Source organism: Acinetobacter sp. SwsAc2 (assembly GCF_013391465.1).
Classification (GTDB): Bacteria; Pseudomonadota; Gammaproteobacteria; order Pseudomonadales; family Moraxellaceae; genus Acinetobacter; species Acinetobacter johnsonii.
In genome coordinates, this window is sequence record NZ_JACBEZ010000012.1 from 54,557 (window position 1) to 77,811 (window position 23,255).

General features: G+C 42.8%; 21 protein-coding genes. 8 read left to right on the forward strand and 13 right to left on the reverse strand.

The genetic code is table 11. The features are described 5' to 3' along the window. Window positions 1–48: 48 nt before the first annotated feature. On the reverse strand, window positions 49–387 hold the full coding sequence (gene glnK, locus HYI04_RS07430; RefSeq protein ID WP_004281042.1) for a P-II family nitrogen regulator: 339 nt from the start codon (window positions 385–387) through the stop codon (window positions 49–51). Window positions 388–662: 275 nt separating this feature from the next. Here glnK and HYI04_RS07435 point away from each other — a divergent pair, with 275 nt between their 5' ends. Further along, complete coding sequence (locus HYI04_RS07435; protein ID WP_004692854.1) at window positions 663–890, forward strand: accessory factor UbiK family protein; 228 nt, start codon at window positions 663–665, stop codon at window positions 888–890. Window positions 891–955: 65 nt separating this feature from the next. Then, window positions 956–2,443: a YifB family Mg chelatase-like AAA ATPase gene (locus HYI04_RS07440; protein WP_087014498.1), complete on the forward strand. Its 1,488-nt coding sequence runs from the start codon at window positions 956–958 to the stop codon at window positions 2,441–2,443. 71 nt (window positions 2,444–2,514) lie between these two features. Here the strand turns inward: HYI04_RS07440 and HYI04_RS07445 are convergent, their stop codons facing one another. After that, the gene (locus tag HYI04_RS07445; protein ID WP_159153616.1) at window positions 2,515–3,285 is read right to left on the reverse strand and encodes a TorF family putative porin; all 771 of its coding nucleotides are present in this window, start codon (window positions 3,283–3,285) and stop codon (window positions 2,515–2,517) included. Window positions 3,286–3,631: 346 nt separating this feature from the next. Next, entirely contained in the window at window positions 3,632–4,402 is a 771-nt protein-coding gene (locus HYI04_RS07450) for a TorF family putative porin (RefSeq protein ID WP_010325682.1), read from the reverse strand. Window positions 4,403–4,861: 459 nt separating this feature from the next. Here HYI04_RS07450 and HYI04_RS07455 point away from each other — a divergent pair, with 459 nt between their 5' ends. After that, window positions 4,862–6,187, forward strand: coding sequence for an OprD family outer membrane porin (locus HYI04_RS07455; RefSeq protein WP_010325681.1), 1,326 nt, complete (start codon window positions 4,862–4,864; stop codon window positions 6,185–6,187). A gap of 102 nt (window positions 6,188–6,289) precedes the next feature. Here the strand turns inward: HYI04_RS07455 and ppa are convergent, their stop codons facing one another. Then, window positions 6,290–6,817 carry an inorganic diphosphatase gene (gene ppa, locus HYI04_RS07460; RefSeq protein WP_005060879.1) on the reverse strand — a complete coding sequence of 176 codons (528 nt, stop codon included), beginning with the start codon at window positions 6,815–6,817 and terminating at the stop codon, window positions 6,290–6,292. 118 nt (window positions 6,818–6,935) lie between these two features. Then, window positions 6,936–7,340, reverse strand: coding sequence for an MAPEG family protein (locus HYI04_RS07465; protein ID WP_005401007.1), 405 nt, complete (start codon window positions 7,338–7,340; stop codon window positions 6,936–6,938). A gap of 107 nt (window positions 7,341–7,447) precedes the next feature. On the opposite strand from HYI04_RS07465, the gene HYI04_RS07470 reads away from it, so the two are divergent. Next, on the forward strand, window positions 7,448–7,828 hold the full coding sequence (locus HYI04_RS07470) for a hypothetical protein (RefSeq protein WP_005401008.1): 381 nt from the start codon (window positions 7,448–7,450) through the stop codon (window positions 7,826–7,828). 49 nt (window positions 7,829–7,877) lie between these two features. Here HYI04_RS07470 and HYI04_RS07475 read toward each other — a convergent pair whose 3' ends face one another. Together HYI04_RS07475 and parC are read right to left on the reverse strand one after the other, a co-directional pair. Then, window positions 7,878–9,557 carry an AMP-binding protein gene (locus tag HYI04_RS07475; protein ID WP_178896043.1) on the reverse strand — a complete coding sequence of 560 codons (1,680 nt, stop codon included), beginning with the start codon at window positions 9,555–9,557 and terminating at the stop codon, window positions 7,878–7,880. A 148-nt stretch (window positions 9,558–9,705) separates the two neighbouring features. Next, window positions 9,706–11,925, reverse strand: a complete 2,220-nt coding sequence (gene parC / locus HYI04_RS07480) for a DNA topoisomerase IV subunit A (protein WP_178896044.1) — start codon at window positions 11,923–11,925, stop codon at window positions 9,706–9,708. Between the two features lie 208 nt (window positions 11,926–12,133). On the opposite strand from parC, the gene HYI04_RS07485 reads away from it, so the two are divergent. Beyond that, the gene (locus tag HYI04_RS07485) at window positions 12,134–12,436 is read left to right on the forward strand and encodes a hypothetical protein (RefSeq protein ID WP_178896045.1); all 303 of its coding nucleotides are present in this window, start codon (window positions 12,134–12,136) and stop codon (window positions 12,434–12,436) included. Window positions 12,437–12,461: 25 nt separating this feature from the next. Here HYI04_RS07485 and HYI04_RS07490 read toward each other — a convergent pair whose 3' ends face one another. From HYI04_RS07490 to HYI04_RS07505, 4 genes are all read right to left on the reverse strand, one after another. After that, the gene (locus HYI04_RS07490; RefSeq protein ID WP_159153620.1) at window positions 12,462–13,781 is read right to left on the reverse strand and encodes an MFS transporter; all 1,320 of its coding nucleotides are present in this window, start codon (window positions 13,779–13,781) and stop codon (window positions 12,462–12,464) included. 103 nt (window positions 13,782–13,884) lie between these two features. Next, window positions 13,885–14,529 carry a trimeric intracellular cation channel family protein gene (locus HYI04_RS07495; protein WP_004692884.1) on the reverse strand — a complete coding sequence of 215 codons (645 nt, stop codon included), beginning with the start codon at window positions 14,527–14,529 and terminating at the stop codon, window positions 13,885–13,887. Window positions 14,530–14,588: 59 nt separating this feature from the next. Continuing rightward, the gene (locus HYI04_RS07500) at window positions 14,589–15,056 is read right to left on the reverse strand and encodes a YchJ family protein (RefSeq protein WP_005401011.1); all 468 of its coding nucleotides are present in this window, start codon (window positions 15,054–15,056) and stop codon (window positions 14,589–14,591) included. Window positions 15,057–15,126: 70 nt separating this feature from the next. Further along, window positions 15,127–16,707, reverse strand: coding sequence for a TerC family protein (locus HYI04_RS07505; RefSeq protein ID WP_178896046.1), 1,581 nt, complete (start codon window positions 16,705–16,707; stop codon window positions 15,127–15,129). A gap of 332 nt (window positions 16,708–17,039) precedes the next feature. On the opposite strand from HYI04_RS07505, the gene HYI04_RS07510 reads away from it, so the two are divergent. Next, window positions 17,040–17,660 carry a TIGR00730 family Rossman fold protein gene (locus HYI04_RS07510; protein WP_159153621.1) on the forward strand — a complete coding sequence of 207 codons (621 nt, stop codon included), beginning with the start codon at window positions 17,040–17,042 and terminating at the stop codon, window positions 17,658–17,660. Window positions 17,661–17,718: 58 nt separating this feature from the next. Here HYI04_RS07510 and HYI04_RS07515 read toward each other — a convergent pair whose 3' ends face one another. Both HYI04_RS07515 and HYI04_RS07520 read right to left on the reverse strand, forming a co-directional pair. Next, entirely contained in the window at window positions 17,719–18,693 is a 975-nt protein-coding gene (locus tag HYI04_RS07515) for a hypothetical protein (RefSeq protein WP_004692891.1), read from the reverse strand. Window positions 18,694–18,859: 166 nt separating this feature from the next. Beyond that, complete coding sequence (locus HYI04_RS07520) at window positions 18,860–20,767, reverse strand: choice-of-anchor I family protein (protein WP_159153622.1); 1,908 nt, start codon at window positions 20,765–20,767, stop codon at window positions 18,860–18,862. Between the two features lie 160 nt (window positions 20,768–20,927). Between HYI04_RS07520 and mdtD the strand changes: the two genes are divergently transcribed. Further along, window positions 20,928–22,322 carry a multidrug transporter subunit MdtD gene (gene mdtD / locus HYI04_RS07525; protein WP_062033339.1) on the forward strand — a complete coding sequence of 465 codons (1,395 nt, stop codon included), beginning with the start codon at window positions 20,928–20,930 and terminating at the stop codon, window positions 22,320–22,322. A 98-nt stretch (window positions 22,323–22,420) separates the two neighbouring features. Continuing rightward, the gene (locus HYI04_RS07530; protein ID WP_372239163.1) at window positions 22,421–23,206 is read left to right on the forward strand and encodes a GH25 family lysozyme; all 786 of its coding nucleotides are present in this window, start codon (window positions 22,421–22,423) and stop codon (window positions 23,204–23,206) included. The last annotated feature ends 49 nt before the right edge of the window (window positions 23,207–23,255 follow it).

The window sequence follows — 23,255 nt, forward strand, 5'->3', positions numbered from 1 at the left end:
AACCTAATTTGTGCGAGTTATGTGTTACTCAGCAAACTTCATGCCAAATTAAACGGCATCGGCACCTGTTTCACCTGTACGGATACGGATGACTTGCTCTAAATTTGTGACGAAAATTTTACCGTCGCCAATTTTTCCTGTGCTAGCCACACGTGTGATTGACTCAATCACCGCGTCGACCATTTCATCACTGATCGCGATTTCGATTTTTACTTTTGGTAAGAAATCAACAACATATTCAGCGCCACGATAAAGTTCAGTATGACCTTTTTGACGACCAAAGCCTTTGACTTCGGTTACCGTGATCCCTTGAACACCAATTTCAGACAGTGCTTCACGCACATCATCCAATTTAAACGGTTTTACAATTGCAGTTACGAGCTTCATGTTTGTTTTCCTTCGGCTTATTTCACCAGTAAGGTTTTATGTTCAAATTTCATGCCAAAAATTCTTAGGTTGGGGGGAAAAGAAAGTCTGACATGAGTTTTCTTTATACCCTATTCTATACATTTAAATGCGTTTTGAGCTTCAAAATTCAGGTTTTTTAGTCGAAGATTTATGATTTTTTTACAATCGATGAAATCATATTTCATCTGAAAGGCTATAGAGTCAGAAGCAGCAATGGTACACTGCTGTCACGTCTCCAACTGTTGGATATAGAAATGATTGAAACTTTATTACAAGCCATACTGGAACAAGTCGAACAACCTAAACAAGACTTAGAACATAATTTACGCGCACTGCTGAATGAAGCGGTGACCAAGATGGATTTGGTTTCCAAAGATGAAATTGAGCGTCAACGTACTGCACTGAATAATGCCAATTTGCGTTTAAATGACTTATTGAAACAAGTGGAAGCTTTAGAGTTACGCATTCAGAACAAAAAATGAGCACCTGTTTGGTGCAACAAAAGACGCATAACGAATTAAAATAATGCACTATAATGGAACAAAAGATGTCTTTTGCCAAAATTTACACTCGAGCTTTGCTCGGTTTACACGCACCTTCGGTTGAAGTTGAAGTTCATCTGAGCCAAGGACTACCCTCTTTAACCATTGTGGGGCTTCCTGAAGCAGCCGTTCGGGAAAGCAAAGATCGGGTGCGCTCCGCCATTATCAATAGTGGTTTTCAGTTTCCGACCAAACGCCTCACCATCAACCTTGCACCCGCAGACCTGCCCAAAGACAGCTCACGACTGGATTTGCCGATTGCACTGGGTATTTTAATTGCCTCTGGTCAGCTCCCTGAGCAAGGAACTGAAAATTTTGAATTTATAGGTGAGTTGGCACTTGATGGGCAACTGCGACCAATTTCAGGTACTTTAAGTATTGCGATTGCCTGCCAGCAAGCTGGGCATCAACTGATTTTACCTGAGGCCAATGCGCAAGAAGCCTCTCAACTGCCTAACTTCCAAGTGTTTGCAGCGCAACATTTAAAACAAGTCTGTGACCATCTGTCGCAAAACCATCTCATCCAACAGTTTCAACCCACGGCGCTAAAAGCCTCCCAACATTACAAATTTGATTTGGCCGATGTTAAAGGTCAACTACGTCCGAGACGTGCCTTAGAGATTGCGGCAGCAGGTGGTCATTCTTTGCTATTTAAAGGACCGCCAGGAACAGGGAAAACCCTATTGGCTTCACGTTTAGCCAGTATTTTACCGCCCTTGAACACGCAAGAGAATTTGGAAGTGGCGAGTATTTACTCGGTGGCCAATCATCAACATCCTTTTGGGCAGCGGCCATTTCGTGCACCGCACCATACAGCTTCTGCTGTTGCCTTAGTCGGTGGCGGGTCACAACCCAAACCCGGTGAAATTACTTTGGCACATAAAGGCGTGCTGTTTTTAGATGAACTACCAGAGTTTGACCGCAAGGTTTTAGAGGTTTTAAGACAGCCGATTGAAGCCAAAGAGATTGTGATTTCGCGTGCTTCACGGCAGATCACCTTTCCAGCCAATTTCCAACTGATTGCTGCAATGAATCCGTGTCCCTGTGGTTATGCTTTTAATCAAGATAGCCGTTGCCAGTGCTCAGCCGAGGCGATTAAACGCTACCAAAACCGAATTTCGGGGCCTTTACTAGATCGCATTGATTTACATATAGATGTGCCTCCCCTGCACGCCTCGGAGTTGCAAGACACACAAGCCGTTGAAGATTCTGCGACTGTGCGGAAGCGTGTGATTGAGGCCTATCAATGGCAACTACAGCGCCAAAGCTGTCTGAATATGGCCTTATCACCCAAACAACTGGAACAGTTTGCGCCACTCAATGAACAAGCCGCGCTGATCTTTGAAAAGGCACAACAGCGCTTAAACTTATCTGCTCGGGGGTATCACCGTATTTTAAGAGTGGCCAGAACCATTGCGGATTTGGCCCAGTCAGAGCATATTCAAACGGGACATTTGACTGAAGCTCTCTCCTACCGACAGCAAAATGCCTAAAAATCGCTAAATTCCACATAGAAAAACCCCTCTAGTCCTTAGGACTAGAGGGGTTTTAAAGATGCTAAAACTTAGAAAGTTTTAGTTAAGGTAAACACGGCACCTGTTTCTACACCACGTGCTGTCACATGATCCAGATTATCAGTATCGATATTGGTTCCTACCGCTGCTAACTCTGCTGTTGCACCAGGAATAGACTGGAATGCATAGGTCACACCTACTTTCCAATCGACATAATTGTCATCATCACCAAATGAATATTTATCTTCATCACTGACCACGGTATAACCCACATTCGCAACGCCACCAAAGCCCGTTGAACCAAATGGAATTGCATAACCCGCATTAATGTTCCAGCTGTCTGTATCTGCTGCAACATAGTCATTGGTATAGTTCACATTGGTCAGTAGGCTATCCCCTTCAGTGAAGACACTCGCAAAGGTTAATTTGCCATAAAACTCTAACCAGTTCAGATCATCTGCGCTTGGATAGTTGTAGTACACCATACCCACATCAAGCACTGGCTTGCTGGCAAAGCTTTCTAATGTTGTTGCAAAACCAATCGATGGATCGAGCTCTAAACTCGGTGAACCTTCACCAAAATCAACATTTGAACCCCAAAGACCCAAATACAAGCCTGAGTCATGCGCCAAAGTAAAGCCCGCTTGTACCGCTGGATCATTTTGGGTTTGAGTTAAACCACGGAAACGATAGTCGGTTGTTATAGCAGCACTTCCGCTAAAAGATAAACCAAACGGTAATGCTGGCTCGTCATCTGCGAAAGTGAATGTAGAAGCTGAAGCCACCACAGCTAAAGATAATGCTTTAAGTGCAAATTTCATTGTTTGATTCCCCCACATCGTATCCGACGTCTTTTGGTTATTTCGATAAACTCATGTAGGTAGTAGCAATAGCTATGCCACATTCAATTCAACATCAGATACACCTTTTACAAAATCATTATAAATAATTGTTTTTATTAAAATTATTTAAAATATAAAAAATTGAGCTCGCACTCAACTTGATCGTTAAACCTCTTCGCGGTGAATTGAAGCCAAGCCCATCAAGCAAACATAATTGTTTACAATATGCGCTATTTTGAGACTCATCTTTGGAAGGTACGTTTTTAAGTGCATAAAAAAAGTGCATCCCCAACCGATCTGGATGCACTTTTCATATCTACAACATTTAAAAGTTGTAAGTTAAACCCAGCACCAGATGGTCCTCTAAATCCTCGCCCATACGATTATGCACACCATAAATATAATCCGCAGACATCTCGATCCCTGTCTCTGCAAAGGGCCTACTCAGGCCTAAGCGAACTTCATTAACAGTAAAGTTCTTCTCTGTAGTGAGTATGGCATCATCATGCTGACGATAAATCGATGCACCAATTGAACTATTGAATTGAAAGTGTTGTGGAAGAGCATAATGATGTGCAAGGCTTAAATAAGTATCGCCCGCGTTGGCATAGCTCACATCCACTAAAGCCACCGTGACGCCTACATCAAAGTCTTTATAGCTCAAACTATTTACAAATTCCGCTCCAGTCGTACTTCGGCGTTCTGTGCGATCTTCACTATAGACCGAGCCGCCATCATTATATAAATAAGTCACAATATGCGACCGATAGCTTAAATCTGGACTGAGTGTGTGTGCATAACCCATATAAAAGTCATGCTCAACACCGTGATCTTTGCTGATATCCGCTGCATCATAATTCAGTGTTGAAGCCCAATAACCTGCATATAGACCAGATGTATGTTCATATTCAAGCCCTGCTTGCAGGGTAGGCTGGTCATTTTCAATACCCCCACGATAGATATACTGACTGAGCACAGCAAGGCTTCCACTGAGTCCGCCTTCTGAGCTTTGTTGCTGGGGCTCGCTTGCGTTGACCGACACACTGCCAGTGAAAAAAATTAAAAATAGTGCAATTTTATGTGAATTCTTATGCATTTAAGCTCTCAAAATCTCTTTAGACATGAATCATTTACTGATTCCATACCCATAAATTTTAAAGCTATTTTTTAACAATAGGTCAATTTTATCTAGGCAACTGCTGTGTAATTCATCATTTTCCAATCTGGGTATAGGTTATTCTGAACCGATTCCAGACGACTAGAAATGACTGAACACTTTGATTCATAAGCTAAAATGACCTCACAGTCTATATATTATTTTCTGCAATACATAGCAAAAAACAGAATTAAGAGGAGAAAAATAATTCGATGTTTTATAAAGGTTTATTTTAGCAAACCGAATATTTTAACCAAAATTAAAATATTTCAAACATATCACTTACAAAAAAATGCATTACTTTAGTTGAATATGATAAATAAAAATGAAAATTTTTCAGCGATTACTTATACAATTGCTGTTCTCTTTCCATCCAATTTGTATAAGGTTCGCTCCCCAATGCAAAACACAAAAAAATTAGCATTAGCAGTTTTAGTACAAACTGCACTTATATCAACAGCTTTTGCGAGTGAGCAAAGTGAATCTAAAGGTTTCGTTGAAGGCGCTGAAGGATCAGTGCTATTCCGCACAGGCTTTTTAAATCGTGATAAAAAAGACGGTTTAACAAATGATACAAGCTCAACTGCTCAAACTGCCATTTTTGATCTTCAATCAGGCTTTACAAAGGGTATTGTTGGCTTTGGTGTTGGCGTAGTAGGTGATGCATCTTTCAAGCTTGGTGCGAATAATAATACGGGTAATCAAATGATTCCTGTAGATGATCGTGGATTTGCTTATGATCATTGGGCTCGTGGTGGTGCCAATGTGAAAGCACGTATTTCCAACACAACCGTGACTTATGGTACACAGGTGTCAACACTTCCTGTCATGGCAAGTAATCAAGCCCGTTTAGTGCCTGAGTATTACACAGGTGTTTTCATTGAAAGTAATGAAATTCCAAATCTAAATGTGGTTGCAGGTAAATTCACAAAAAACCAAATGTCAAACCAAATTAGTACCGATAAAGATGTGACAGGTCAAGGACTTGATCGTGCAGTAGTTTGGGGTGCTAAATATAAATTTAATGATCAACTCAATTCATCGTATTATGGCTTAGATGTTCAAGATAAGCTAGAACGTCATTATGCCAATGTAAACTTTACCCAAAGCTTAAAAGACAAGAGTACCTTAACACTTGATGCCATGGGTTATCATACAAAATGGGATAAAGATGCGCTCACTGATTCACATACCACAGATGATCTAGCAAACCGCAAAAACTCGATTTGGGCTGTTTCAGTGGGCTATGGCAAAGATGTACATAATGTCATGCTTTCTTATCAAGATAACACAGGTAATACTGGGTATGACTATGGCTATAATGCTGATGGTTTACAAAGTATCTATGTCCCTAATTCCTATTTAGGTGACTTTAATGGTAATGATGAAAAATCTGTCGGGCTACAATATAACTACAACTTCAAAAATCACGGTTTACCTGGTCTAAACTGGACAACTGCATTTGTTTATGGTTGGGATATTGATATCGCTAAAATAACAGATCGCTCAAAAATCATTGACCAAGCCGAAGAACATGAGTTCTTTAACCAAGTCAAATATACAGTTCAAACAGGTGCATTGAAAGATGCAAGCCTACGTGTTCGCTATTCTTACTTACGTTCAAGTGATACCTATAATAATGTTTCTGGTCAATATGTCAGCAATGTCATTGGCTCAACCAATGAATGGCGTTTATTCCTTGATATTCCTGTGAAACTGTTCTAATTCACTTTAGATCAATTCATAAAAAACCGCCATTCAATTGAATGGCGGTTTTTTTATGAGCCTGATTTTAGGGTAATAAAATCAGGCTTTATTTTTTCAAAATTATTTTTTAGCAGCTTCGATTGCTTTCAACACTTCTTCTTTGGCAACAGCAGCATTTTCCCAACCACTGATTTTTACCCATTTGCCAGGCTCTAAATCTTTATAGTGGGCAAAGAAATGCTCAACTTGGCTGATCAACAGCGGAGGAAGATCGGTATATTCCTGAACATCTTTATACAATGGAGATAATTTTTCATGTGGCACAGCGATGAGTTTCGCATCAATACCACCATCATCTTCCATGTTCAGTTTGCCCACTGGGCGGCAACGGATGACTGAACCCGCAGCAACAGGATGTGGCGTTACAACAAGTACATCTAATGGGTCGCCATCTTCAGACAAGGTGTTTGGTACATAACCATAGTTCGCTGGGTAGAACATTGCTGTACCCATGAAACGATCTACAAAAAGTGCATCCGAATCTTTATCAATTTCATATTTGATTGGTGCTGCATTTGCAGGAATTTCGATGATCACGTAGATATCGTTCGGTGCATCTTTACCCGCAGGGATATTGCTGTAGCTCATAACATCACTCTTTAACAAGTTAAATCTTTTAAAAAACCGCATCGATTATAACGGTTTTTGAGAAAAAAATATTTCTGCGATTATACATCCACTGGGTGAAAATATGTATGTTTCGCACTTAGCCCATCGTCAGTCGAATGACCAACAATAATAAACAAATAGGACAAAGCAGTGACAACAGCCAAACGATCGATCGAAGCGTCGACCAGTTGGCCAAATAGCAAATACCATACACCACACGAAAGACAAGATAGGCAATACCAAACGTCATGGTGACCACTTGCGGAATCACCATATATTCAGCCATTAAGATAGCGGCAATAAATAAGGGTAAACTCTCAAAGCTATTTTGCTGTGCCGCATTGGCACGTGCTGCCAGACCAGTCGTCTTGGCGAGAAATTCACGCGGATGTTGATTATCTTTGGCGCGAAATCCTGCTGTTTTTTTAGCAATGATTGTAAATACGTAAGGCAGTAAACAAGCAATTAAAATGAGATAAATAATCCCGCTAATGCTTTGCATTGGTTTTTTCTCATCAAGATCATTTCGACGGCTATCATAGCATGGCATTCCGAGGATAAATTTGGTTAAATTATAGTGTTTTTATAATTTCCCGATGAGACTCCAGCATGGCTAGCCCTGATCAAAAAGAAATGTTCGACGTGCTCGAAATTCAGCGTCAACATCAACGCCAAGTGGATCGTGTTTTAAAGATTGTGCTTCCCGTTACTGCATTTTTATTGGCGGTCATTTGTGCCAATATGAATATTGGTTCGACTCTTGGCACACTGGTCATGCTGATCATTGCATTTTGGATGGTCGGGATTAAACGTCAGAACCTATGGTCTTGGTTGCTTGCAGTGACCGTCTATTGTCTGATCGATAATGTCCTGAGTTTTGGTAGTTTTGCTTTCCCAGCCTTCAGTCGTCAGTGTGGTACGATGCTGACCTTTGTTGGCATTTTGGGCATTGGCCGTCCCTATATCGACCGCTGGTTAATGAAGAATTAAAATGCGAACATGAAAAAAAAGCGCCTGATGGCGCTTTTTTTATTTGAACTTAAGCTGTTTTACGTAAATCTTTACGTAGGATTTTACCTACGTTTGATTTCGGTAACTCATCCAAGAATTCAACATAACGCGGACGTTTGTAACCCGTTAAGTTCTCTTTAGCAAATGCCAAGACTTCTTCTGTGGTTAAAGATGGATCTTTCTTCACCACAAACAGTTTTGGCACTTCACCTGATTTTTCATCAGGTACACCAATGGCAGCTACTTCCAATACTTTAGGATGCTTTGAAACCACTTCTTCAATTTCTGAAGGGTAAACGTTAAAGCCTGACACCAAAATCATGTCTTTCTTACGGTCTACAATTTTCACATAGCCGCGAGAATCCATGACACCAATGTCACCTGTACGGAAGAAACCATCTTCCGTCATCACTTTAGCCGTTTCATCTGGACGGTTCCAATAGCCACGCATCACTTGTGGACCACGGATTGAAATCTCACCCTGTTCACCCAGTGCAACTTCCTTACCATCATCATCCAAAATTGCAACTTCAGTTAATGGCAATGGAATACCAATCGTGCCACTGAATTCTTCAGACGCTGGCGGATTTGCCGTTGCCACAGGTGAAGTTTCAGATAGACCATAACCTTCAATGATGTTGGTCCCAGTAATTCGCTTCCACGCTTCTGCTGTAGAAGGAAGCACAGCCATACCACCACCCATTGCCATTTTCAATTTGCTGTGGTCGAGTTGCTTAAACTCTTCATTGTTCACTAAAGCATTGAATAGCGTATTCACTGCTGGGAAGAATGACGGTTGATATTTACGTAATTCTTTCATCACCGCAGGTAAGTCACGCGGGTTTGGAATCAAAACGTTGGCTTGGCCTTTGTACATGCCGTACATCGCACACACCATGAACGCAAAAATATGATATAGCGGTAATGCACAGAAAATGCGGTCATCAGGTTGACCATCTTGTGCACCAAATTTACTTTGGAAAATACCGTCACACTGCAACATGTTCGCCACAAGGTTGCGATGCGTCAGTTCTGCACCTTTAGATACCCCTGTAGTGCCGCCAGTGTACTGAAGCACTGCTGTGTCACTTAACGTTAAGTTCGGGCGCTTATAGTTACTCGCACTAACTTTCGACATTGCCGCATTAAAGCGAATATGGCCAGGAATATTCCATGCTGGAATTTGCTTACGCACTGAACGTAATACAAAGTTCACCAGTGTGCCTTTTAATGCACCCAACATGTCACCTACAGAGGCAATCACGACATGTTTAACTGGCGTTTTACCATTAATCGCTTGGTAAACAGAGGCAAAGTTTTCAATGATCACCAAAACTTCTGAGCCCGAGTCATTTAACTGATGTTCAAGTTCACGCGCGGTATACAGTGGATTGACGTTAACCAATACTAAACCTGCACGGAATACACCCAAAGCAACGATAGGATACTGAAGAACGTTCGGCATCATCACAGCGACACGTGAGCCTTTTGCTAGACCCAAACTTTGTAAATATGTTGCAAATTTACGGCTTGCTTCCTCTAACTCACTAAAAGTGAGCACTTTATCCATAAAGATAAAAGCATCACGAGAGCCAAATTTTTGGAAATTTCGTTCAAAAACATCTACTAATGACGTGTTTTCTGGTGGCAATTCTACAGTCTCTGGAATCCCCGTTTTTTGGTATTCTGCGAACCAAATTTTTTCCATATCGCCCGATTCTCCTATCAGTAATCCTTAAATTTCAACTATTGTTCTCAATATTAAGCGCTCTTTATTTAACTTGTGTTGCTTAATACTGCATCCATTTCCCGCATACATACCATATATAACGTATTTTGATCAATGGATGCTAGTTTTATCTCTGAACTAACAGTTTATTTGCTTTTTGATAACCACGTGGTAATAACTGCCCTTTTGATGCTCTTTTGCCTATGTATTTTTGCAAGTCATCACCCTTCAATTTTAATTGCTGCTGTCCTGCAACGACTTGCAGTATTTCATCTAGCGTTAATCTTGTCATGAATACAATTTGATCTTTCTCTTCAAGTTGTATCAATTTATTACCTTTACCTTTATTCAAAACAGGCAACTCTGACAACTCTAAAATCAACAAACGACCCGTTGAGGTCAATAATGCCAAATGGGTGGCCTGATCAACACTGGTTAACGGCATAACTGTGGCTTTTTCAGGTAAAGTTAAGAAGGCTTTCCCTGCTTTTGCATTGGTATCTAACTGTTTTGCCTGTGTTTTAAAACCATACCCTTTACTGCTCAGCGCCACGACTTCGGCTTCATCATCAGCAATGAAGACTTGTTTAAAACCAACGCCACTGGCTGGGGACAATTTTGAACTCAACGGTTCTCCCAGCCCACGCGCGGACGGTAGGCTATTAATGGCTAGGGCATAACTACGTCCTGACTCATCCAATACATACACGCGCTGATTCGATTTACCTTGTGCATGACTGAGGTATTGATCGCCTGCACGGAAGTTCAGGTTTTCGGCATCAACTTCATGACCTTTGGCTGAGCGAATCCACCCCGCTTCAGACAAGACCACGGTCACAGGATCAGCAGGCATGAAATCTTGCTCACTCATCGCCGTCGCTTCTGCTCGATGCACGATTGGTGAACGACGGTCATCGCCATATTTTTTCGCATCATCTTTGAGTTCATTGATGATCAAAGCTTTTAAAGACTCTGGATTAGCCAACTGTTCACGAATCAGTGCAGCTTTGGCCTCTAACTCTTCTTGCTCACGGCGCATTTCCATTTCTTCAAGTCGGGCCAAATGACGCAACTTGAGTTCTAAAATGGCTTCGGCCTGAATATCATCAATATTAAAACGTGACATCAACTCCGCTTTGGGCTGTTCTTCTTCACGAATAATACGAATCACTTCATCAATATTTAAATAGGCAATAATCAAACCGCCCAAAATATGTAAACGTTTTTCAATTTTATTCAGGTGATATTGCAGACGACGGGTAACAGTTTCCTTTCGAATTTCAATCCACTCCAGCAAAATACGACGAATCGATTTCACTTGTGGACGGCCATCCGCACCAATCATGTTCATATTGACCCGATAACTCGACTCAAGATCGGTGGTGGCAAAAAGGTGACTCATTACCGCTTCAGCATCAATCCGATTTGAGCGCAGTACGATTACCAAACGGGTTGGGTTTTGATGATCCGATTCATCTCGTACATCGCTCACCAAAGGCAGTTTTTTCGCCTGCATTTGATCTGCAATTTGCGAAATAACTTTCGAGCCTGACACTTGATAAGGCAAGTCCGTGATCACAATTTCATTTTTTTCGATGCTATATACCGAACGCATACGGTAACTGCCCCGACCTGTGCTTTGTATTTTTAACAGCTCTTCAGGTGGCGTAATAATTTCTGCTTTGGTCGGCAAATCGGGTGCAGGAATATATTCTGCAACTTTTTCATCGCTTAAATTTGGATTACGAATTAAGGCAATAGTGCCTTTCACGACTTCACGCAGGTTGTGTGGAGGAATGTCCGTAGCCATGCCTACTGCAATACCTGTGGTACCGTTTAATAAAATATTCGGAATACGTGCAGGTAAAGTCACAGGCTCTTTCATCGAACCATCAAAGTTATCCTGCCAGTCACAAGTTCCCTGTCCCAGTTCAGACAAAAGTACTTCACTATACTGAGATAATTTGGCTTCGGTATAACGCATCGCAGCGAATGATTTCGGATCATCGGGAGAACCCCAGTTACCTTGACCTTCAATAAATGGATAACGATAACTAAAAGGCTGCGCCATCAGCACCATGGCTTCATAGCAGGCCAAATCACCATGCGGGTGATACTTACCGAGCACATCGCCAACGGTACGCGCAGATTTTTTGGGTTTACCGCTGTGTTTCAGCCCCAATTCACTCATGGCATACACAATACGGCGTTGTACAGGTTTTAAACCATCGCTGATATGCGGTAAGGCACGATCCATGATCACGTACATGGCGTAATTGAGATATGCTTGTTCAGTAAATTCTGCTACGGAACGGTTTTCTGTCGCTTGATGCGCAAGGTTCGTCATAACAACCTGTCATCCTAATTAATCGTTTTTTGTTTAAGTTCTTATGCTATGTCGCAGGCTCTGCCTATACAAGTGAAAGCGTACACCACTACGACAATTTGCGTCTTTAGATGTTCCTAGTGTCGTAAAATTATCCATTTTTTTTAAAATGAGCAACTAATTATTTTTGAAGTTCAGTTCCTGTGTTCATCTCTGCTCATCAATGAAAATGGTTAAGCAACTTCAGTCTTCTCAACTTGATCGATACGATCGACAAAAAGTTGGGGCATCCTCGCCCAAAATACGACACAACCAATTGGATAGATTGCATCAATCAAGCAGTGAATATTTAAAAGGTCTCATCATGCACGGGGCTAATTTTTATCAAAATGCAGCTTTGAGAAGCCACATTTCAGCCGAGCAGATTGAATTTTTTATTGCTGAGTTGGATCTTGTTATCGGCTATTTTCAAATCCATCATCTAGATTTTATGTTGAAGTGTATTGAAGACTGGGAGTCTCAGCACATCTGACGCTCAATCTTCAGCACGGACTAAATTACAGTCCAATTTCTTCCAATGTTTTGCCTTTGGTCTCTTCACCCAAAATCAAAATCACCGCTGCCACCGCAAGCAACACTGCGGTAAACATCATGAAAATCGCACTAAATCCATTGCTCATGACCATCATATGCGTCACCACCATCGGTGCGACAATGCCGCCCATACGACCAATGGCTGATGCCCAGCCCGAACCAAAAGCCCGGATATTGGTTGGATATTGCTCTGGGGTATAGGTATACAACACCCCCCATGCACCGAGGTTAAAGAATGACATCAAACAACCCCAGAACATGATCATGCTCACAGTATCAGCTTGACCAAAGAAATACGCGGAAACTGCACACATGCCAATAAAACCAGCCAAGGTTACTTTACGTCCCAGCTTTTCGACCAGCCATGCTGCGGCCACATAGCCTGGCAGCTGTGCCAAAATCATCACCAAGACATATTCAAAAGACTGAACAATGCTATACCCCTGCTTCACCAGCAAACTTGGTAACCATGTAAAAATGCCATAATATGAGTAGACAATACCAAACCAAATCAGCCATAACATCAAGGTTCTACGTGCAAATGCCCCCGACCAGAGCTGGGTAAAAGACACGGTCTTTTTCTCTGCCACCGGTTTAACAACGATATGCTCGATCACTTCCACACCGCATTGACGTTCAATCTGCTGCACCAAAGCATGCGCTTCCACAATGCGACCACGGTTGATGAGATAAGGAATTGACTCAGGCACTTTGAACCAAATCACAATGGCATACAGTGCAGGAATCCCACCGATTAAGAAGGCCATATGCCAGTCAAATTTTGGAATCACAAAATACGCCACCAATGCAGCGCAAAGCCAACCAAGGCCCCAAAAACTTTCTAGCAGCACGATAAAACGCCCACGCACCTGCGCAGGAATGTATTCACTGACCAAGGTCACCGCTACTGGCAACTGTCCACCCAAACCGAGACCCACAATAAAACGAAACACCAACAACCACGTTAAGTTAGGGGCAAAGGCACAGGCCGCCGTCGCTAAACTGTAAATCACTAGGGTCGCGGCAAAAACTGTTTTACGCCCAATACGATCGGCTAGACCACCTGAGCACACCGCACCAATCGCCATTCCGACAAAGCCAATGGAGACCACCCAACCTTTCTCGGTTGGGCTCATGTGCCAGTCTTCGGCCATTTTTGCCAAAATAAAAGAAATCAGCCCCGTGTCCATGGCATCGAACATCCAGCCCAAGCCAATGACCCACAACAAGGTGTAGTGAAATTTACCGATCGGTAAGCGTTGTATGCGAGAAACTAAATCCATAGCTCGGCCTCTAAAGCGGGAAAAGATAGCAGGCTGCTTTCTCAACAGGCTTTATCATTATGTGCTTTTTTTATACAAATAAGGCAGTCAAATCACTGCTATTTTAGCTCGCATCTTTCGAGGAAGCAGATTGCTCATCATCGTCTTGATAAATGAATTTTGGCATTTCTAAGCCAAAGTAAATCGCGATTAGACGTAAGCTAAAACCAAAGATCAAAGTCGAAATCACGGTCAGCTCAAGTGATAAACCGAGCTGAATGCAGCCCCAATAGAAAATCACCGCGACAAAAGAAATACTGGCATACAGTTCACGGCGGAAGACCAAAGGGACGTCATTACACAAAATATCACGTAAGATACCGCCCGATACCCCTGTCAGAACTCCTGCGACCGCAGACACCACAAAACCATGTCCCATTTCTAAGGCAATTTGACAGCCGATGATGGTAAAACCGATCAGGCCCAGAGCATCGAGCACCAAGAAGATATTACGTAAATGGCGCATCCACTTGGCAATCAAAATCGTCATAAAAGCGGCAAAACAGGTCAGCATCAAATATTCAGGATGCTTGACCCAAGTCAGCGGATAATGTCCCAATAACACATCGCGGACAGAACCGCCGCCCAGCGCTGTGACACAAGCAATAATCACCACACCAAACCAATCCATACTACGCCGACCCGCCGACAGTGCACCTGTCATTGCCTCTGCTGTGATCGCTATAATATAAATAATAGTGAGTAACATCGCCTGGATTCCATATAGGCTAATTGATGCGCGCTATTCTAAGCCAAATTTGCTTAAAATTATAAAAATTGTGCACAACATTGTTTAAATTTTTTCCCTGAACCGCAGATGCACGCTTGTTTCATGGTGATATGCATTTCAGTGGTTGGATCTAAAAAATACCATGCTTCTGCATGTTTCACAAAATGTGAAATTTCATGATGTATCTGTGGCGATGTGCCATCATGATAATAGGCTTTGAATTCGACCATGGCATGGTTTTTATCGAGTTTTTCATTGGCCTGTACGACGTCTAACTTCAACCATTGGTTGCTTCGACTCCACTCCGCTATTGCTGCAACATCTAGAGCCTGTTGCTGCCCCAACGCTGTGGTTTGCACAATGTAATCGATTTGCTGTTTGGCAAAAGCACTATAACGTGAGCGCATAAGTTGAGTAGCACTCTGCGCACGGCTTTGTCCCAAGTGTAATGGCTGACAGCACTGCTTATATTCGCCCTGTCCACACGGACACTCAACATTACTCATGATTTTTCCATAAAAAATAGCTCGACATTGCGAGCTATTTTAACCTGTTCAAACCAGATTAAGGTTTGTTTTAAGAGGATTCCTTGTGCAGATCCGACTTGGGAATCACATGCACTTTTTCAATTTTGTGCCCATCCATCGTCACCACTTCAAAAATACAACCATCTGCTTCAAGGCTAGAGCCATTTTCGGGTAAACGACCTAAATGAAAGAGGATATAGCCTGACAAGGTTGAGTACTGATCAGACTCGTCGACCAAATCACGATCCAACAATAACGACACATGGCGAATATCGGTTGAACCATCGAGCATCAAGCTACCATCTTCTAAGCTTTCAGCCACATTATCTTCAGCATCTTCATCGGGGAACTCCCCTGCAATCGCCTCTAATACGTCAATCGGTGTGGCAATCCCTTCAATCGAGCCGTATTCGTTCAAGACCAAAGCCATTTGCAACGGTGCTTGACGCAATTGTTCCATCACCATCAGGACTTGCGCATTTTCATGCACAATCACAGGTTCACGTAAATGTTTATCAAAATCGAGGACACCGGTTTCGATATATTCATCCAAAACTTTATGGGTCAGCACCACACCTGCGATGTTGTCTAACTCGCCCCGTGCCACGATTAAACGTGAATGCGTAATACTGAGTAGTTGTGATTTGATTGAGGCTTCTTCATCCTCTAAATCAATCCACTCCAACTCTGGACGTGGGGTCATCACGGACTTCACTGGACGTTCAGACAAACCCAGCACCCCTTGTACCAAGACACTATGATAGACCCCATTTTCAGGATCAAATACTTCATCCGCGTAGGCGCGAGTTGCCAATACATCTTCAGGCTCAGAGGCATGATCACTACTTTTACCGCCCAACATTCGCAGCACCGCAGATGCAGTTTTATAGCGAAGGTCTGTGGTGGTGACCATTTTTTCTTGATTACGGCGCATGGTTTGGTTGATGAATTCAACAACCACCGAGAAACCAATCGCGGCATATAAGTAGCCCTTTGGAATATGGAAACCAAAGCCTTCTACAATCAATGAGAAACCGATCATCATCAAGAAGCCGAGACACAAAATCACCACGGTCGGATGTTTGTTGACAAATTCCATCAAGGCTTTCGATGCCCACAACATAATGCCCACGGCAATAATCACCGCAATCATCATTACAGACAGGTGTTTAACCATACCGACTGCGGTAATCACCGAGTCTAAGGAAAACACAGCATCCAAAACTACAATCTGAACGATCACCATCCAAAACACAGCATTGGCTGGACTTTCTTCTTTCTGAACCACTTTGGCGTCAATACGTTCATGCAGTTCCATGGTGCCTTTAAACAACAAGAACACCCCACCAAACAGAAGAATCAAATCCCGTCCTGAGAAAGGATGATCGAAGATATGGAACAGCGGCTCGGTCAGTGTCACCACCCAAGCAATTGAGGCCAACAGCACCAAACGCATTAAGAGTGCAAGGATCAAACCAACAACTCTAGCCGTATTGCGTTGTTCTGGTGGAAGTTTCTCCGCCAAAATCGCAATAAAAACCAAGTTATCAATCCCCAGCACAATTTCCAGCACCACTAAGGTGAGTAAGCCCACCCACGCAGAAGGATCAGACATCCATTCAAATATCATGTGATCTGCTCCTGTCGAGGGAATGTATAACGCGCATAATGATTAGGCGAATAAAAATGAAGATTCAGCACTGCTCGCTGTAAATTATTTTCGGAAAACTGAAGATGTCTTGAGCGACAACTACCACTACCCATGTTCGTTCTTGTGTTGTAAAACAGGAAATAAGTATAGGCAAGATCTAAATGAAATTCATCTTTTTTTCAAAAGCGCACTGTTTTAAAGGATTTAACAAATTATTACCCGATTGTGAGATTAAATACAGCTTGCAGTCACATTTCTTGCTTAAACTATGAAAGAAAAAGTAGATAAAGTAAAAGGTAAAAACATACGCCATGAATAGTGAATTAAAAACATCCTCTCTCAACACTGAAGTAAACGTTCAAACCACGCAACCTCTGATCGCACTTTATTGCGGTTCTCGTTCGGGCAATAAACCGATTTATCAAGAAAAAGCGATTGCACTGGCACAAGGTTTAGCTAAACAGGGTTTTGGTCTGGTTTATGGGGGGGCAAGTATTGGCCTCATGGGACAAGTGGCCGATGCCATGATTAGCCACGGCGGTGAAGCCGTCGGCGTCATTCCAGAATTTATGCTGGATTATGAAATTGCGCATCACCAACTGACCGAATTACATGTTGTACAAACCATGCATGAGCGCAAAGCCTTAATGGCCGAACGTGCAAGTGCCTTTGTCGCACTACCTGGTGGTTTAGGCACTTTTGAAGAAATTTTAGAAGTGGCAACCTGGGGACAACTGAACCAACACCAAAAGCCGATGATGATTTATAACGTCAATGGTTTCTATGACGCACTGATTACCCAGTTGGATCATGCAGTAGAAGAAGGTTTTCTACCGCCACAGCACCGCGCAAAACTGATTGTGTGCAACCATGCTGAACAGATTTATTCAGCCATTGCCAACCTCGGCAGTCCAGCACACTTTGCCATTTAAACCCTGTTCTTAATGCCATAAAAAGCGAGCCTAGAGCTCGCTTTTTTAACATGTGCGGTTATTGTCCATAATGGGTGACAAAGTTATAGAACCACGGCAGTGTGGTCGCCAAAATCACGGACATGGCTAAGCCAAACATCAATTTCATCGCATCTTTACTGACGTTACGCGAAGTGCGGTGTTTGTTCACTTCATCAAAAATCATCGACATTGCAAACTCACGACCTGCAAGTAAACCTAAGAATACCCATGTGGTACTCATTGGAATATTGCTCCACTCTTTGAAGACCAACAAAATGAGGGCATACATAAAGTCAATAATGGTCGCTGCACGAATATCGGTAACACCTGTTTTGGTATCGACAATCTTCTGAATCGCACCACCACGTTGGTACAAAATCACCGCCAACAACACCACAAAGACCGTGATGGCAAACAGTAAAAATGAAAACGGCACTTGACGGGGTACATAGACGAAAATATTGGCCAAATCTTGAATCAGCCACTGACTCCACAGAAAAGCCGTAGAGACCCACTGTAGTCCGATCCAAATATGCGACGGTTCTTGGTTACGAGTTTTCGCAAAATACTTCGCAACTTGGCGCATCACAAAACGATAGACAATAATCGCAACTACAAAGGCCACCGCATAGCCCATCATCGATTTCACCATCATCGAGCCTAAACTTGCAGGCGAGAAAATGGTTAAAACCAAGAAAGTGGTACTGACGGGAATTCCGTATTTGGTTAAAAATAACAGCAAAATCGGTGGCACAATATAGAGCCACGTGACCCCACCCTCAGGAAAAGGGATCGTTTCTAAACGACCATATGATGCATCCCCCACACCGGATGCATACCAACCATAAATCAACACCACCACCAAAATGGTGCTGATAAAGAGCCAAAGCACCCACCATGGACGATGTGCATTGGATGAAATAAACGTACCTAATGTCTGTGGCACATCATTTCCGACGATAGAATAAGCGGCTAAACAGAAGCCTATCACCATCAAAATTTCGATTGTCATAAAACCAACCTTTTGAATAATTTATTCCAAGACAGTGCCCTTGGATGTTTGCCAAAGATTATGACGGTTTTATTTCATTTTCATGACATCCCTGTCATATATTTTTTGTAGCGCCATAAAAAAAGAGCACCGTAGTGCTCTTTTTTCAAATTCAAAACTCAGTTTTTTAATTGAGTTTGACTTCATAAACCGCTGTACTACCACTGACTTCATTTCCCACCACCAACAGCGGGTGACCATTGGGTGAATTCTTCGCCGCGATGAAAATCAAACCTTCTGGGCCTAAGCCACCTTGCTTCGTGACTTCTATTTCATTGGTATTGCGATGGTTCATATACTGAACAAATTTAGCCTGATTCGGGTTGCTAATGTCATACACCATGATGCCACTGGCACGCTCAAGTCCAATAAAAGCAAAGGTCTTTTCACCAATTTTACCCAATGTCACGCCTTCAGGTTCAGGGCCTTTATTATCACTACGGTCATCAAATTTAAATGCTTCATGATTGCTATTAAATTGATGTGGAAACAACTCCGAAATTTTTCGCTCAAACTCACTCCCCGAGTCCCACACAATCTGCTTGGTTTCAGGGTCGACAATACTCACCGAACGGCCACCATAGGCATATAATTTGTCATAAGTTAGACGACCATTTTCATCCAGCTTTGGCAGACCAGTCAGTGGATCTTTTTGATAACCTTGCGTCCAACTAATGGTCAAACGTCCAATTTGTGAATCTTTAATTAAATTATCCGCGCAGACTTCTGTTGCGTCAGCCGTTTGACAAGGTTTAAACACCTCTGGGTTTAATTTCGCCCCTTTTACGCCCGGTGCAAGCTGACGTAAATGCGCGGCATAATCGCCTTTGGCGTCAAAACCTGCTTTTTTAAACAAATGTTTGATGCGTATCTCTTCAGCATAACCAGCATTTAAGTCCCCGCCTTCAAAGTATTTGGCTTCATCCCTTAGCCATTCACGGGCATCCCCCTCATTGGCCGTGACCAAATAGGTTTTGCCGTTGGCTTGATATTGAGCAATGGCATCGGGCATATACATGCCATATAGACCCGGCCAAGAGCGGATATTAATCATGCCGGCATCTTTTGCACATTCTGTAATACTACGCCCCAAAGAGTCTTGACCAATAGCACAGTCACGGTCACTTCCATCCAAGGCATTTTCAGGCAAACTATGGTCCTTGTAGCCCATCGGGAAAAGATCAACAAATTGATTTTTTGCTAGGTCTAAAACCCCAATGGCATTATTTTCCTGCAAACTGACCCATGCTTTTTTACCATCAGCACTGACTGCGATGTACTCAGGCTCTAGGTCTTGTGCAACGGTGGTCGTTTGAATACCTGCGCTCGCTACATTTGGGTATTGACTGATGTCTGGGCCAAAAATACGAATACCTGCATCTAATAAGTCTTGTTTACGGTCATTCCATGCGTGGAAGCCCGCAATGCTTGCTGTTGGTTTTTGAATATCTGAAATATCAATAATGCTGACCGAACCTTCGGGATCGACTTGATAACCTTCATTCGGTTCCGCTTCATTCGCTACCAGTACTTTTCGACCATCAGGCGTGAAGGTCAACATATCTGGCAAAGCTCCCACGTTGACTTGACTGATAAAAGAGAGATCCTGTGCTTTAAAGAAAGCCACAATACCGGTTTGGGTTTTATCCTCAGCCTGAACCGCCAGTGCCACGATGCCATTATGTACCGCGACGCTATTCACTTCGGAATTGGCTAAATAAGTTTTGGCATCCAAAGATTGGATATATGTCGGTTGCGCTGGTTGGGAGAAATCTAAAACATCGACCATACCTTTTTGTGCATTCACCACGAACAGACGCTTACTCGCAGCATCATAGGCGGGGATTTCAGCTGCACTCTGTCCAAATATCCCCGACTCATAACTTGCAAGATGAACCAGTTCAATACTATTCGGCGTGGCTTCCTCTACCACAGGCGGTGATGTGATGGTTTGCGCATCATCACTGTCATTACATCCTACTAAGCCCAACCCCATGCATGCTAAAAAAACGGCACTATAAGTTTTATTCATCATGATCTAAATATCGGTTCAAATTTGACCAATGTATGACGTACGCGTTGCAAACACATGACGTAGAGATGTCAATTTGATGGCATGTGATAAATGCACATTCGCAACAACAGTCCAACTTAAATTAAGCTAAACTGTTTAAAAATTTCACTTTGTTGTATCTATGAACCAAACGCCGACCCATCAAGCACTCGCTCCTGAGTACCGTCTTTTGGTACTTCTGGTTTCGATTGGCTTTTTTATGCAAGGCTTAGATACCACCATTGTGAATACCGCTCTACCGGCTATGGCAGCCAGTTTGAATGAAGACCCGCTGCAAATGCATAGCGTGGTGGTGGCCTATGTGCTTGCCGTTGCTGCCTGTATCCCCTTGAGTGGTTGGCTCGCCGACCGTTTTGGAGTGCGCAATACCTATTTCAGTGCCATTATCATTTTTACTCTTGCCTCACTGGGCTGTGGCTTTTCTGAAAGCTTAAATGAGTTATTGTTCTATCGCGTATTACAAGGCATCGGTGGTGCATTATTGCTCCCTGTTGGCCGTTTAGCTATGCTCAAGGTCATTCCGCGGACGCAGTTCTTATCGGCCATGAGTTTGATGAGTCTCGCGGGACTGATTGGCCCACTGATCGGTCCAACACTCGGGGGCTGGTTGGTCGAAGTCAGTACATGGCATTGGATTTTCCTGATTAACCTCCCCATGGGACTGTTAGGTGTCCTGATTAGCTTTAAAGCCATGCCGAATGTCACCGAGCAGAATGTACCGCGTTTTGACTTTTGGGGTTTTATCCTGTTGGTGATCACCATGGCAGGACTATCTCTAGGGATTGAAAATTTTGCCAGTCCGCACCTGACTTTATGGTGGAGTATGGGGCTGATTGTACTGAGCTTAGTAGCTGCGCTTTGGTATGCCTATCATGCACATACCCATCAAAATGCATTATTCCGCAGTAAACTGTTTCGTAACCGCATTTATGCCGTGGGTATTTTAGGTAACTTCTTTGCTCGCCTCGGTGGCAATGCCATGCCTTTTTTGATGCCACTCATGTTACAAGTGGCTTTCGGTTTTGAACCCTTTGTGACGGGGCTTTTGATGATTCCGACAGTGTTGGGTTCACTGGCCTCCAAACCCATCATTCGTCACTTGATTCAGCGTTTTGGTTATCGCCATGTGCTTTTGGTTAACACCTTGTTGGTCGGCGCATGTATCGCCAGTTTTGCCCTCAATACCGCAGACACCCCAACTTGGCTGCGCGCACTGCATTTCTTTGTTTTTGGCATGCTGAACTCCCTGCAATTTGTGTCTATGAATACCCTCACGCTGAAAGATTTACCGCAACAAGATGCCAGCAGTGGCAACAGTTTCTTGTCGATGATCATGATGGTATCGATGAGTATTGGCGTGGCTTTGGCAGGTACTTTAGTCAATGTCTTTACCGCATATTTGGGTACAGATCACATCGTCATGGCATTCCATAACACTTTAATTGTATTGGGCTGTATTAACCTGATTACCGCAGCTATTTTCTGGCATATCCCCAAAGATACCGTGGATGAATAACAGATACAAAGTGCTGCCATTCACTGACCATAATCATCATGGTCAGTTCCGCAAATTCGAGCTATGATGATGAGCTAAAAACCAATACCTGCAAAAGCATGTCCGCAAGAAAGAAAGTTTCCACGCCGTCAAAAACCTCATATCCCTATTACATACTTGCCTGTGTAGTGATGCTATGTGTCGGACTGGGTATCACCTATTTTTTCTTGCAGAACAATATCGCATCTGCCCAAGAGTATCCGATAAAAGGCTTTGATGTGTCTCATCATCAGGGCGACATCCAATGGCAATCCATTTCTCCCCAAGAGTTTAAATTCGTTTATTTAAAAGCCACCGAAGGGGGAGATTTCAAAGACCGTAAATTTCAGGACAATTGGCTCAAAGCTCGTGAACAAGGCTTTTTGGTCGGGGCTTATCATTTTTATCGCTTATGCCGTGATGGCCAGATTCAGGCGCAGAACTTTATCGAAACTGTACCGAAGAAAACCGATAGTTTACCGCCTGTGATTGATTTGGAATATGACAGCACCTGTATCAACACCTACACCAGAGAACAGCTACTCAAAGAAATTCAGGTCATGCACGACCAACTGTATCAACACTATGGTTTGCAACCCATTTTTTATACCTCTAAAGCATTTTATAATATTGTTTTGGTCGATGAATTTAAAAAAACTCCCCTTTGGATTCGTGAATATCAGGGCAAGCCTGAGCTCAAAGGCAATCCGAAATGGACCTTTTGGCAACACACCAGCCAAGGTCAAATTAAAGGCATACCAACCTTGGTAGATCTCAATGTATTTCAAGGCTCAGAGCAAGATTGGATCAGCTTTTTAGAGCGCCAAGGACTTTATCAACTGCCACAAAACTTACCAATCAAGTAAGCAGTTCCAAGCTCAGCATTGAAATTCAAATACTAAAATACCAAGTCAA